The organism is Thermoanaerobacter uzonensis DSM 18761 (genome assembly GCF_900129115.1).
Classification (GTDB): Bacteria; Bacillota; Thermoanaerobacteria; order Thermoanaerobacterales; family Thermoanaerobacteraceae; genus Thermoanaerobacter; species Thermoanaerobacter uzonensis.
In genome coordinates this window covers 20,223-34,210 of record NZ_FQUR01000014.1, presented here as the reverse complement: position 1 = coordinate 34,210, position 13,988 = coordinate 20,223, and the positions used below count along the sequence as shown (strand labels likewise).

The 13,988-nt window shown below is 34.5% G+C and carries 12 protein-coding genes; 11 read left to right on the top strand and 1 reads right to left on the bottom strand.

Features of this window, described 5'->3' with window-relative positions:
- Positions 1-9: 9 nt before the first annotated feature.
- Positions 10-648 (bottom strand): DUF1614 domain-containing protein, encoded by a 639-nt coding sequence (locus tag BUB32_RS08945; protein WP_029687901.1) that lies wholly within the window; start codon positions 646-648, stop codon positions 10-12.
- 147 nt (positions 649-795) lie between these two features.
- Between BUB32_RS08945 and BUB32_RS08940 the strand changes: the two genes are divergently transcribed.
- The 11 genes from BUB32_RS08940 to BUB32_RS08885 all read left to right on the top strand — a co-directional run bounded on the left by BUB32_RS08940 (position 796) and on the right by BUB32_RS08885 (position 13,978).
- Positions 796-1,023 (top strand): DUF896 domain-containing protein, encoded by a 228-nt coding sequence (locus BUB32_RS08940; protein WP_072969086.1) that lies wholly within the window; start codon positions 796-798, stop codon positions 1,021-1,023.
- A gap of 20 nt (positions 1,024-1,043) precedes the next feature.
- Positions 1,044-2,471 carry an aspartate aminotransferase family protein gene (locus BUB32_RS08935; protein ID WP_072969085.1) on the top strand — a complete coding sequence of 476 codons (1,428 nt, stop codon included), beginning with the start codon at positions 1,044-1,046 and terminating at the stop codon, positions 2,469-2,471.
- Positions 2,472-2,485: 14 nt separating this feature from the next.
- On the top strand, positions 2,486-2,983 hold the full coding sequence (locus tag BUB32_RS08930) for a thioredoxin family protein (RefSeq protein WP_072969084.1): 498 nt from the start codon (positions 2,486-2,488) through the stop codon (positions 2,981-2,983).
- Between the two features lie 183 nt (positions 2,984-3,166).
- Positions 3,167-5,347: an adenosylcobalamin-dependent ribonucleoside-diphosphate reductase gene (locus BUB32_RS08925; protein WP_072969083.1), complete on the top strand. Its 2,181-nt coding sequence runs from the start codon at positions 3,167-3,169 to the stop codon at positions 5,345-5,347.
- 244 nt (positions 5,348-5,591) lie between these two features.
- Positions 5,592-7,256, top strand: a complete 1,665-nt coding sequence (locus tag BUB32_RS08920) for a sensor domain-containing diguanylate cyclase (RefSeq protein WP_072969082.1) — start codon at positions 5,592-5,594, stop codon at positions 7,254-7,256.
- Positions 7,257-7,404: 148 nt separating this feature from the next.
- Positions 7,405-9,126, top strand: a complete 1,722-nt coding sequence (ptsP, locus tag BUB32_RS08915) for a phosphoenolpyruvate--protein phosphotransferase (protein WP_072969081.1) — start codon at positions 7,405-7,407, stop codon at positions 9,124-9,126.
- Between the two features lie 118 nt (positions 9,127-9,244).
- Entirely contained in the window at positions 9,245-11,284 is a 2,040-nt protein-coding gene (fusA, locus tag BUB32_RS08910) for an elongation factor G (RefSeq protein ID WP_072969080.1), read from the top strand.
- Between the two features lie 106 nt (positions 11,285-11,390).
- Positions 11,391-12,602, top strand: a complete 1,212-nt coding sequence (locus BUB32_RS08905) for an NAD(P)-dependent malic enzyme (RefSeq protein WP_072969079.1) — start codon at positions 11,391-11,393, stop codon at positions 12,600-12,602.
- Positions 12,603-12,626: 24 nt separating this feature from the next.
- Positions 12,627-12,818, top strand: a complete 192-nt coding sequence (locus BUB32_RS08900; protein ID WP_072969078.1) for a hypothetical protein — start codon at positions 12,627-12,629, stop codon at positions 12,816-12,818.
- 166 nt (positions 12,819-12,984) lie between these two features.
- Positions 12,985-13,449 (top strand): CtsR family transcriptional regulator, encoded by a 465-nt coding sequence (locus BUB32_RS08890; protein ID WP_042834731.1) that lies wholly within the window; start codon positions 12,985-12,987, stop codon positions 13,447-13,449.
- 13 nt (positions 13,450-13,462) lie between these two features.
- On the top strand, positions 13,463-13,978 hold the full coding sequence (locus BUB32_RS08885; RefSeq protein WP_072969076.1) for a UvrB/UvrC motif-containing protein: 516 nt from the start codon (positions 13,463-13,465) through the stop codon (positions 13,976-13,978).
- Positions 13,979-13,988: the final 10 nt, after the last annotated feature.

Genomic DNA, 13,988 nt, shown 5'->3' with positions numbered 1-13,988 from the left:
AGGGTATTTTTAAGCTAATAAAGCTGCTACTACACCTACTAAAAAAATTCCATCAAATATACCTGCTCCCCCTATACTTATAGCATGAGAGTTTAGGTCTTTAAAATGAGGCAAATTTAAAAGATCTGCTCCGATTAATGTGCCTAAAACTCCAGAGATGTATGCTACAGGAGCTGCATTATTATGAGATAGCAAAATTGCTGCAGCAGCTGCTACAAGAGGTGGTATAAAGGCAGGAAGTGAAATACCTACTCCTGGCACAGGTTTAGCTAATGCTTTGGCAACAGCTGTGACTATTATAGTAGCTATTATCGTAGGAATTAGAGGGGTTCTTTGCATGAGGTATATACTGAATAGCACAGGAATGATGGCACCCCCTACATTTACAGCAATTATTTGTTCTCTTACTCTTGGAGGATAGTAGAAAAGAAAAGGAAAAAATATCTCTTCTTCATCATGTACTATAAATTTTTTGCGAGATATAGGAATATTGATTACACTTCCTATTAAAGATAAGCTAAAAAGAAAAACTGCCATTTGAGGAGATAACCCTAATTTTGCAAAAGAAAAAGTAGCTGCTTGTATGAAAAATACAAATATTAAAAAGGGAAACAATAATATTAGAAAAAATATCCAAATTAAAGGCATTACAAAAACCTCCTTAAATATTTGCCGCTATATTGTTATAATATCATAAAAGTGATAGTCATATCCATTAATTTATAAAAATTCTTTTGTTTTTTGGAAAAAAGGAATATAATATATTTGTTAAAGTTTACTCGATGAGGTGGAGAGATGATAACGAGAGAGATGATAGATAGAATAAATTTCCTTTATTACAAATCGCAAACAGAAGGTTTAACAGAAGAGGAAAAAGAAGAGCAGAAAAGGCTGAGGCAAGAATATGTGAAAGAAATAAAAGAGAGAGTAAGAAGAGAATTAGAAAATATTAAATATGCTGAAAATAGTTGCAACCATTGTGGACATGACCATAATCACCATCATCACCACCACAGACATTAAAAATGAAGGAGAGATGAAAAATGTATGAAGGAACAAAGGGGAAAGTGAAAGACGACATTCCAGAATATATCACTTTAGAAGAGGCACTTACTTTGAACAAAAATCAAGTCAGAGAAAATTACAAAGAATATATAAATTCAGTTTTTGTATCCATGCTTTCAATGCTTCAGTTTGATAAACTTTTTGTAAGAGCTAAAGGAGTTTCAGTATGGGATAATGAAGGAAATGAGTATTATGATTTTTTAGGAGGTTATGGTGCTTTAAATTTAGGGCATAACCCCGATGAGGTCATCGAAGCTGTAGAAAAAGTAAAAGATATGCCTAACATACTACAAGCTGCTATAGGAAATTTGCCGGGGGTTCTTGCTCATAATCTTGCAAAAGTGACACCAGGAAATCTTAAAAGGAGTTTTTTTTGTAACAGTGGTGCAGAAGCAGTAGAAGGTGCTTTAAAACTTGCTAAAATTGCCTCTGGAAAGCACAAAATAGTTTATTGCCAAAACTCTTTTCACGGTAAATCGATGGGTGCCCTTTCAGTGACAGGGCGAGAAAAATATCAAAAGTATTTTAAACCACTTGTGCCAGAGACAGTTCCTATTCCATTTGGAGATGAAAAAGCTTTGGAGGAAACTTTGAAAGGTAGAGACGTTGCTGCTTTTATAGTAGAGCCTATCCAAGGGGAAGGTGGAGTTATCGTTCCACCTGAGGGATATTTGCAAAAAGTGCGGGAATTATGTACTAAATATGATGCTTATTTAATATTAGATGAGGTTCAAACTGGCTTTGGAAGAACAGGAAAAATGTTTGCATGTGAGCACGAAGGAGTAGTTCCAGACATAATGTGTCTTGCTAAGTCTTTAGGTGGAGGAGTTATGCCTATTGGCGCCTACATAACTAGGGAAGAAATATGGCAAAAGGCTTATGGGAGCATGGAAAAAGCTCTTTTGCATACTTCTACTTTTGGCGGCAATACCTATGCATGTGCTGCTGCAATTGCTTCAATACAAGCTATTATAGAGAAAAAACTTCCTGATGCTGCAAAAGAAAAAGGTGAATACTTTTTAGGTCGACTGAAAGAATTAAAAGAAAAACATCCAAAACTTATAAAAGATGTTAGAGGAAAGGGGCTTTTAATAGGAATAGAATTTAATCAACCAGAAGGAGGACTTCTTGACAAAATTTCTGGAGGTGCTATTTCAAAGCTTTCAAGTGAATACATGGGTTCTTTGATTGCGGGAGAACTTCAAAATAAGCATCGAATTATAACAGCCTACACTTTGAATAATCCAAATGTAATAAGATTAGAGCCTCCTTTGATTGTGACAAAAGAACAAATTGACAAAGTGGTAGATGCTTTAGATGAAATTTTAACGCGCAATAGCAGTTTCTTGGGGATAACTGTTTCAGGTGCAAAAACAGTGTTAGGCTCTTTATTTAAAAGACAGTAAAGGAGGAAAGCTCTTTGAGCTTAAAAGATTTATTTGAAAAAGGGCTTACTTTTGATGAATTTATAGAAACTTCTGAAGATGATATTACAAGACAGCGTATCAGGGAAAGATATGATAAGACTGTTTTAGAAGAAGATGTGGTGCAGAAGATTGCTTCTTTACCTAAGGTAAATATTTTGGCCTTTGCTGAAACCTGGTGTCCAGATTCTCAAGTGAATGTACCTATTGTGGCTAAAATTGCGAGTTATAATAAAACTTTTGAACTTAAAATTGTCAAAAGAGAAGGAAATGAAGAGTATATGAAACCTTACTATGTGGAAGGAAAGCCTAGGATACCTACATTTGTGTTTATGGATGAGAATTTTAAAGAATTTGGGCATTGGGTTGAAAGGCCGCAAATTGTTAGGGAATTGGAGAAGAGAGAAGTTGCAGATTGGAAGAGAGATTACTTAAAAGGGAAGTATGATAGTGAAATAATTAGAGAAATTGTATATATTTTACTCCGGCGTTAAGCCGGACTTTAAATTTTTTTCTGGGTTTAATTTAATAAGATTTTAGACGAAATTTAATAGTAGATGTGGAAAAAGTGGGGCAAAACTTCGAATTTTAAATTTGCAAAAAACACAATAAGATGTATAATAAAAGACGTCAATACACAAAATATTGTGGTTTTACATAAGAGGAGGAATTATATTATGCTTCCAATTTGGAATGAGCAAAGAGAAAAAGTATTTCTTGACAGGTATGCTTTGAAAGACAAAGAAGGAAAGCCGATTGAAAAAAAAACGGAAGAAATGTTTAGAAGAGTTGCCAAAGCTATTGCTACGAATAAAAGAGAAGAAGAGATGTTTTACAAAGTGATGAGTGAATGGAAATTTATACCTGGGGGTAGAATACTTGCGGGGGCGGGGACTGGCAGAGAGGTTACCTACTTTAATTGCTTTGTGATACCTGTTGAAGCAAATGATCCTAAAAAGGGTAATGACAGCCGGGCAGCTATAATGGATACTATAGCTAAAATGCTGGAAATTAACTCGCGAGGTGGAGGTGTTGGTATTAATTGGAGCACACTAAGACCTCGTGGGGCATATGTAAAGGGAGTAGGTGGTACCTCATCAGGAGCTGTAAGCTGGATGTTGGCTGCAAATGAAGTAGCTACCCAAGTTGAACAGGGGGGAAGTCGCAGAGCAGCTTTAATGTTTATGCTTTGGGACTGGCACCCTGATATTGAAGAATTCATTAAAGTTAAGAAGGATTTAACAAAAATGCAGCAAGCAAATCTCTCTGTTGCTGTGTCAGATGCATTTATGGAAGCAGTAGCGCATGACAAAGTATGGAAGCTTGAGTTTCCAGATACCTCTCATCCTAATTACGATGCTGAGTGGAGAGGTGACTTAACTGAATGGAAGTCTAAAGGGTATCCAACTATAGTTTACAAGGAAATTCCGGCGAGAGAGCTGTGGAATAAAATTGTTACTGCTGCCTGGGAATCGGCAGAGCCGGGAGTAGTATTTTTAGAGAGGTATAATAAATTTAGCAATACATATTATGTTGCGAAGATAATCTCCACAAATCCATGTGGGGAGCTGGGTTTGGAGCCTTACGGAGTATGCAATTTGGGAGCTATAAACTTAGTTGCTTTTGTGGAAAATGGCAAAATTAATTTTACCGATCTTGAAGAGACAGTAAAAATTGCGGTTAGATTTTTAGATAATGTGCTGGATTCAGGAGCTTATGTATTACCACAAAATAAAGAAATGGCTCAAAAATTACGCAAAATAGGACTTGGAATTATGGGACTTGCCGATGCATTGATACTTATGGATTTGAAATATGGCAGTGAAAATGCTCTTAAAGTGACAGAACAAATAGCTTCCACTATTAGAAATGCTGCATATAAAGCTTCTGTGGAACTTGCAAAAGAGAGAGGAGCATTTCCTGAATTTGTTGCAGAAAAATATTTAAAATCACAATTTGTAAAAAGTTTACCAAACGAAATAAGAGAGGAAATTGCAACATATGGGATACGGAATGCAACTCTTTTGACTCAAGCTCCTACAGGTACAACTTCTATTCTCACAGGGGTGAGTTCTGGCATAGAGCCAAATTTTGCAAAAGAGTATATAAGGCAAGATAGAACTGGTACCCATACGATAAAACATTGGCTTGCTGATTATCCAGCCTTTGTAAGTGCCCATGAAATAACTCCTGAAGAGCACGTGAAAATGCAAGCTGTTCTACAAAAATATGTTGATTCAAGCATATCAAAGACCATAAATTTACCGAATTCTGCTACAATTGATGATATAGATAAAATTTATAGATTGGCTTATGAATTGGGATGTAAAGGCATTACAGTATATAGGGATGGTTCTAGAGAAGGAGTTTTAGTTACTGATATAAAATCAAAAGAAAAGACACAGATAACAGAAAGACCTCCTGTATTAAAAGGAGTTACTAAACGCATAGAAACTCCATTAGGGCGTGCATATGTCACGATTAATTTTATAGATGAGAAGCCGTTTGAGGTATTTGTAAATATTGGGCGTGCTGGTTCTGATGTAGCGGCTTTTACAGAAGCAATTGCAAGATTAATTTCCTTAGCTTTGCGCGGTGGAGTAGCAATTGAAGAAATTACTGAACAGTTAATAGGAATTGGTGGTGCAACAGCAATTGGTTTTGGGGAAAATAGGGTTATGTCAGTTCCTGATGCTATAGGCAAGGCCTTAAGAAATGGGTATCAACCACAAAATAATGGTAATGGAATTAAATCTTCTACTACTCACATTGATATTTGTCCTGCTTGCGGTATGGCAACATTTGTGTATACAGAAGGTTGTAAAACGTGCCTAAATTGCGGATATTCTGAATGCTGATGAAAAATATTTATCAATTTAATTTTTGGATTATAATTTAAAGAACCTCTTTCAATATTTTGAAGAGGTTCTAATTTATTTTTTGAATTAATATACATAATTCGACATATTATGATGGGGATTTGTGGTACAATTGGCTCTGATAAATAAATGTGATTAATTTTATAAACATTTGTCAACCCAAGAAGGATTTTTGAAATAAATGTAGAATATTAATATGATTCGGAAAAACGAGGGGATTAGTATGGGGAAGTACAGGGAACTGGTTTTTAATATGACCTTAATTACAATAGGAAGTATATTATTTATGTGGTCACTTTATTATGATGGTATTGGAATGGATTGGAGAGTCTTTTTGATTTTATTAGCTTTTGCAATAATTTTGGACAATCTTGGAATAATGTATACAGATATAAAATTGTCTTTAAGCCCTACAATAGGAATAACTACTTTTTTAATTTTTGGAACGGTTGGAGCGGCTACTCTCATGGTATCATCTGTTATGTTTGATACTATTGTAATAAGAAAAAAGATAAAAAATGGTTTTTTAAATGGAGGAATGTTTTCTATTGCGTATTTAGGGGCAGGATGGTTTTATGAATTCATAGGTGGAAAAATTGGAATAGTTTCTTTTACGCAAGTTAAATATATTTTAAGTTATGTCATAATGAGTTTCCTTTTGAACAATTTTATACTGTACTATGCTTTAAAAGTACAGGGGAAGATTTTGTTTAAAGAGTATTGGAATGAGAGTGTATTATTAGAGTTGGGTACTTATATAGTTATGATTCCTTTTTCATTACTTCTTGCATATATTTATTTTAAACATAGCCTTCTGTTTTTTGTGTTATCTTTAACTCCACTTATATTCATAGCATATGCTTTTAGGATGATTAGAGATTTGATTAAGGCAAATAAGAGGCTTAACGCCATATATGAGATGGTTAAAATGATAAATTCGAAGTTAGAGTTGGAGCAAATATTAGATACTATTATAGAAGTTATTTCTCAAGTTGTTTCAATATCTGCAGCAGCAATATATTTGACAGATTCTAATGGGGTAGCTGCTTTAGTAAAATCGATAGGTAATAGAGAGGGAGAAGGAGGCTTTAAAGAAAATTACTTCAAGGATGAGGGAATAATAGGAAAGTGCATATCTTCTAACAAAACAGTAGCAATTAAGGATTTAAAGCAGGATAAAAGATTTTTAAAAGAACAATTTTTAAATAACTATGGCAGTGTAGTAGTTGCTCCTTTAAGGTTTTCGGGATCTGTCATTGGATGTCTTATGGTGTTGCATGTAGAGACAAATGTGTTTGATGAGGATTCTGTTAAAATTATAGAGATAATTGTAGATCAAGCTTCTGTTGCGATAACCAATGCTAAACGATATTATGAAGTCACCAAAAAATCTATTACTGATCCTTTAACAAAGACTTATAATAGAAGATATTTTAATGATGCATTAATGGAAAATATTATGAGGGCAGATGAGACTAGTGAGCCTGTGAGCCTTATAATGTTTGACTTGGATAATTTTAAACTGATTAATGATACTTACGGTCATTTAGTTGGAGATGAAGTACTTAAGGAAGTGGCAAAACGGATAAAAAACAATGTGAGAAGTGATGATATTGTAGCGCGATTTGGTGGAGAAGAATTTGCAGTGATTTTGCCGAAACTTACTGCAGAACAAGCCTATATGATTGCAGAGAGGATAAGAAATGAAGTATCATCAAGGCCAATTAGGACAGATAAAGGAGATATATATTTAACTATAACGGGTGGAGTAGCAGATTATCCGGGAAAGGCTGATTCTGCAGAAAAACTTATAAGCCATGCGGATAGAGCTTTGTATGCAGGTGGCAAAAGTAAAGGAAGAAACAAAATTGCCATATATGAAGTGTGAAAAAAGCTTTAAGAAAAGACTGGGAGAATATTTTCCTGGTCTTTTTTGTTTGCTTTATTTTTTTATTTTATTATTGTGCAAAAGTTTCACACTGGGATGAAAACTATGTTATAATAGACGTTAGAACTAATTTTAAGGAGGGTCAAAAATGCTAAAAGGAGTTGCGGCATCCCCGGGGATAGCAATTGGGAAGGTTTTTTTATATACTAAAGAAAAAGCAGAAATCAACATGAAAAACATAGATGAATCAAAAGTAGAGTACGAAATTGAAAGGTTTAAGAAAGCTTTAGTAGTGACGAAGGAGCAAATACAAAAAATTAAAGAAGATGCATTAAAAGAATTTGGGAAGGACAAGGCAGAAATTTTTGAGGCACATTTAATGCTAGCAAGTGACCCCGAACTTATTGAAGGGGTAGAAAGTATGATTAAGACTCAACTTATAACTGCTGATAATGCGGTAAATAAAGTAATTGAACAAAATGCTTCTGTAATGGAAAGTTTAAATGATGAATATTTAAAAGAAAGAGCTGTAGATTTAAGGGATGTAGGAAACCGTATAATAAATAATCTTTTAGGAGTAAAAAGCACCAGCCTTTCTGAACTTGATGAACAAGTGGTAGTTATAGCTAGAGACTTAACCCCTTCAGATACAGCTACCATGAGAAAAGAAATGGTTTTAGGATTTGCTACAGATGTAGGCGGGAGAACTTCTCATACAGCTATAATGGCACGTTCCTTAGAAATTCCTGCTGTAGTAGGATTGGGCGATGTTACCCTTCAAGTTAATAATGGAGATACCATAATAGTAGATGGTTTGGAAGGAGTTATCATTGTAAATCCTGACGAAAATACAATAAACGAATATAAGGCTAAAAAAGAGAATTATGATAAAAAGGTGGAGAAATTAAAGAAATTAAAAGATTTGCCTGCAACAACTCCAGATGGCAAAAAAGTCATGTTAGCGGCAAATATAGGAACTCCAAAAGATGTAAAAAGTGCGCTGGCCAATGGAGCAGAAGGGGTTGGACTTTTTAGAACTGAATTCTTATACATGGATAGAACTACTCTTCCTACAGAAGAAGAGCAATTTGAAGCCTACAAAGAAGTTGTAGAAAAAATGGAAGGAAAGCCTGTTACCATAAGAACCTTAGATATAGGCGGAGATAAAGAACTTCCTTATCTTGATATGCCTAAAGAGATGAATCCTTTTTTGGGATATAGAGCTATAAGGCTTTGCTTGGATAGGACAGACATATTTAAGACCCAATTACGAGCAATTTTAAGAGCAAGTGCTTATGGAAATATTCACATAATGTATCCGATGATATCTTCTATAGAAGATGTAAGAAAAGCAAATATCGTTTTAAATGAAGTAAAAGCTGAGCTTGATAAAGAAGGCATAAAGTATGACAAAAACATAAAAGTAGGTATAATGGTAGAAATACCTTCTGCTGCAGTGACTGCAGACATATTAGCTAAAGAAGTGGACTTCTTTAGCATAGGAACTAATGACCTGACGCAGTATACCCTTGCTGTTGACAGAATGAATGAACACGTAAAGGATTATTATCAGCCATTTAACCCAGCTATTTTAAGGCTTATAAAGTTTGTGATCGATGCGGCTCACAAAGAAGGAAAATTTGCGGCTATGTGCGGTGAAATGGCGGGGGATCCTTTAGCTACGGTTATATTGTTAGGACTTGGCTTAGACGAATTTTCTATGAGTGCATCTTCAATACCTACAGTTAAAAATATCATCAGAAATGTAGAATATGAAAGAGCAAAAGAAATAGCGGAAAGAGTGCTAAATATTGCTGAAGCAGAAAAGATACAAAAAATGATGGAGGACATAATTAAAGATATTGAGTAAATCTCTGGCGTTTTGCCAGAGATTTTTTATTAAAAAATATCAAAAAAATAAAGGAAAATTTCAAAATGTATAGAATAATAATATTAAAGATTATTTGCGATAAGATAGGGGGATATGTATGAAGGATTACAAAACTAATCAAATAAGAAATGTAGGATTGGTTTCCCACGGTGGAGCCGGTAAAACTACATTAACTGAGGCATTCCTTTTAAACACAAAAGTCATTGATAGAATGGGGCGCGTAGAAAATGGTACCACTGTATCTGACTATGACCCAGAGGAAATTGCCAGGCAGATATCTATTTCCACATCAGTAATTCCGGTGGAGTGGAAAGAGTATAAAATTAATATATTAGATATGCCAGGATATTTTGATTTTTTTGGAGAGGTTGTTAGTGGTTTGCGGGTTGTGGACAGTGTTATAATACCTGTGTGTGCTGCTTCTGGTGTAGAAGTTGGAACTGAAAAAGTGTTTGGTTTGGCTCAAAAGAATAGGTTGCCTATTGTATTTTTTATTAACAAAATGGATAGAGAAAATGCAGACTATTTTAAAACCTTAAATCAATTGAGGGAGAAATTTAGTAATAAGGTTATTCCTCTGACATTTCCTATTGGAAGTGAACAAAGTTTTAAAGGCTATGTAGACGTTCTTACTCAAAAAGCATACGTTTACGATGAAAAAGGAATAAAGGAGACAGAAGTACCGGCGGAGTTAATGGATAAAGTTTTATCGACCAAAGATGAATTAATTGAGAACATTGCTGAAAACGATGAAACTTTAATGGAAAAATACTTTGGAGGAGAAGAATTTACACAAGAAGAAATAAAAGAAGGAATCAAAAACAGCATAAGAATCGGCGAATTAATACCTGTTTTATGCGGTTCAAGCCTTAAAAATATTGGAGTAGATAAATTATTAGATGCCATTGTGGAATTTTTGCCATCGCCTCTGGATATAGAAAGAGAAAAAATCACTGAAAATAGTCCAGTAGCGGCATTTGTATTTAAAACTATAGCAGATCCTTATGTAGGAAGACTTTCCATTTTTAAGGTTGTATCGGGTATTCTAACTTCCGATTCTACCCTCCTTAATTCAAATAAGCAGATGCAAGAGAAAATAAGCCAGCTTTACATTTTAAGAGGTAAAAAGCAGATGCCTGTATCTAAGTTAGTAGCAGGAGATATAGGAGCAGTTGCAAAGCTTCAATATACCATGACAGGAGACACTTTATGCGATCCTTCTAATCCTGTTACGTTGTCAGGAATCGAGTTTCCTCAGCCTACACTTGCTCTTGCAATTGAACCTAAATCCAAAGGGGATGAGGAAAAAATTAGCAATGGACTCCAAAGGTTGCAAGAAGAAGATCCGACTTTTAAAGTAGAAAAGAATTTAGAGACAGGTCAAATGATAGTTTATGGAATGGGAGAACAGCATATAGAAGTAATTTCTAAAAAGTTGATGAACAAGTTTGGAGTAGAATGCACCTTGACAGACCCAATTGTACCCTATAGAGAGACGATAAAGAGTAAAGTCAAAGTAGAAGGGAAGCATAAAAAACAGACAGGTGGGCATGGACAATATGGCCATGTGTGGATTGAATTTGAACCGAACCCCAACAGTGAGTTTGAATTTGAAGATAAGATTTTTGGTGGAGCTGTTCCAAAACAATATATTCCAGCAGTGGAAAAGGGCTTAAGGGAAAGTTTAAAAGAAGGTGTACTTGCTCGTTATCCTGTTGTAAACATTAAAGCTACTTTGGTAGATGGTTCCTACCATCCTGTTGATTCTTCTGAAATGGCTTTTAAAATTGCTGCATCTCTTGCTTTTAAAAAGGGGATGGAACAAGCAAATCCGGTTCTTTTAGAACCTATTATGAGAGTAGAAGTGGTGGTGCCTGAAGAATACATGGGAGATATCATTGGGGATTTGAATAAGAGAAGAGGAAGAATTTTAGGAATGGAGTCAAAAGACAATTTGGAAGTAATCACAGCAGAAGTGCCGTTAGCTGAAATGAATAGATATGCGACAGATTTAAGGTCTTTGACACAAGCAAGAGGAGACTTCAAAATGACTTTTGCAAGATATGAAGAAGCTCCACCTAATGTGGCACAAAAGATAATAGAAGAAAGGAAGAAATTAAAAGAAAAAGAAGAATAAGCCTGCTTTTGCAGGCTTTATTTTTAGTGCAGCTAATAACTTTTTTCTAAAAAATATTTAAGTTATAATATAAGAAAACACGGGTATTAGAGGAGGACTTTATGAAATGAATATAAGAGAAGAGACTTTAACACTTCACAAAGAAAATAGAGGCAAACTTGAAATTGTAAGTAAGGTAGAAGTGAAAAATGACAAAGATTTGGCTTTAGCCTATACCCCAGGTGTTGCAGAGCCTTGTAAGGAGATACATAAAAATAGTAATTTAGTATATGAATATACTACAAAGAGCCACATGATTGCGGTTGTGACAGATGGTTCAGCTGTTTTAGGTTTAGGCAACATAGGGCCCTACGCAGCACTACCTGTTATGGAAGGAAAAGCAGTTTTATTTAAAGAATTTGGAGGGGTTGATGCAGTACCTATATGTCTTGCTACTCAAGATGTTGAAGAAATTATAAAAACTGTGGTGAATATTTCACCTACTTTTGGAGGTATAAATCTTGAAGATATTTCTGCTCCTCGCTGTTTTGAAATAGAAAGAAAGTTGGACGAAATTTTGGATATACCTGTATTTCATGATGACCAGCATGGAACGGCAGTTGTAACTTTGGCTGCTTTAATAAATGCTTTAAAAATTGTAGAAAAAGAATTAAAAGAAGTTACTGCTGTTGTAAATGGAGCTGGAGCGGCAGGGATTGCTATTGCTAAATTTTTAATAAAAGCTGGTATAAAAGATGTAATAGTTTGCGATAGAAGTGGTATCATATATGAAGGAAGAGAAGATAAAGACTTCTCTAAAAAAGAGATTGCAAAAATATCAAATAAAGGAAGATTAAGAGGAGCTTTAAAAGATGCTTTAAAAGGAGCAGATGTGTTTATTGGAGTATCAGCACCTAATGTATTAAATAAAGAAATGATAAAAACAATGGCCAAAAAACCAATAGTTTTCGCATTAGCTAATCCAGTACCTGAAATATATCCTGATGAAGCAAAAGAGGCAGGAGCTTATGTGGTGGGTACTGGTAGATCTGATTTTCCAAACCAAATAAACAACGTGTTGGCTTTTCCGGGTATATTTAGAGGGGCATTAGAAGTTAGGGCTACTACAATTAATGAAGAGATGAAAGTTAGGGCTGCATATTCTATTGCCCAAACTATTTCAGAAAATGAACTTACTCCGGAGTATATAATTCCAAAGCCTTTTGACAAAAGGGTTCTTAAAAATGTAGCAATAGCAGTTGCAAAAGCAGCAATGGAGACGGGGGCAGCGAGAGTCAATTTAGATTTAAAAGAGTTGGAAAATAACTTTAATAAATAATAAAGTGAGCAAGAGGTGGAGGATATGAATAAAAGTCAAAAATTTTTCAAAGGAAAGCTATACAAATCAGTAAGAGGGAACTTTTTTGAAGAAGAAACTTACGAAAATACAGATAGAAAGAATTTAAAGGGAAAAAGCAATTTTTCATCTCTTATAAATCAAGAAGACCATCAAGAGTTGGCAGATGAAGGGGAAGAAAACTATGAAAATGAATAAAAAATGGTGAAAATTTTAGAATATGAGAGATATTTTTATTATTTGGTGAAAATATTAGAAAAAATCACTTGCTTTAGCGTGAAAAAGCCATTGACGAGAGAACAAAAAAATGTAAAAATATATTCGAAGGTCAAAGAAAGTCAAAGTAAAAATAAGAGACGTGGTGGTGGCGATGGCAAGGCTTAGTGATTTGATTGAAAATTTTATAAAAGAGCTAATGGAAGAGGCTGGTAAGCATTATGTAGAAATTCAAAGAAATGAACTAGCAAATGTTTTTAATTGTGCGCCATCTCAAATAAACTATGTGTTAGAGACGCGTTTTACTATTGACAGAGGATACATCATAGAAAGTAAAAGAGGTGGCGGGGGTTATATCAAAATTTATAAAACTTCTATATCAAACAATTGGATAAATAAAATAATAGAAAACATAGGGGATAATATTTCTGAGAGTAAAGCTAGATACTACATTGATGCTCTTTTAGACCATAATATTATAACTTCAAGGGAAGCAGCTTTGATGAAAGCCGTAGTTAATGATAAAATTCTTCCTTTTTCTCAAGAGGATAATAATATGTTGCGGGCATTATTACTTAAGGCAATGCTTATGGAAATTGCTCGCAACAAGTAAGGAGGGAATTTTTATGATGTGTGATAAATGCAAAATGAGGCCTGCTACGGTTCATTACACTAAAATAGTAAACGGAGTAAAAACTGAAATGCATTTGTGTGACCAGTGCGCAGCAGAAGAGGGAATTTTAAATACAGAAGTTTTTTCAACTTTTACACCTTTTTCAGTTCAAAATTTATTGTCAGGTTTAATGGACTTTTTGCCTGGAATAGATGACTTTACAAAAAAGCCTTTAAAGTGCAGTCACTGTGGTATGACTTACGAAGATTTTAAAAAAATTGGAAGATTAGGTTGCAGTTTCTGCTATGATGCTTTTGCTGAAGAATTAAATCCTCTTATGAGGAGAATACACGGTAGTACAGAACACAGAGGGAAAATTCCTAAAAAAGCTGGTGGTAAAATGAGAGTAAAAAGAGAAATTGAGGAGTTAAAGTTACAATTGGAAAAAGCTATTAAAGAAGAAGCTTATGAAAAAGCAGCAGAACTAAGAGATAAAATCAGAGAATTGGAGAAAGAATTAGGAAAGTAGGTGACTTAAG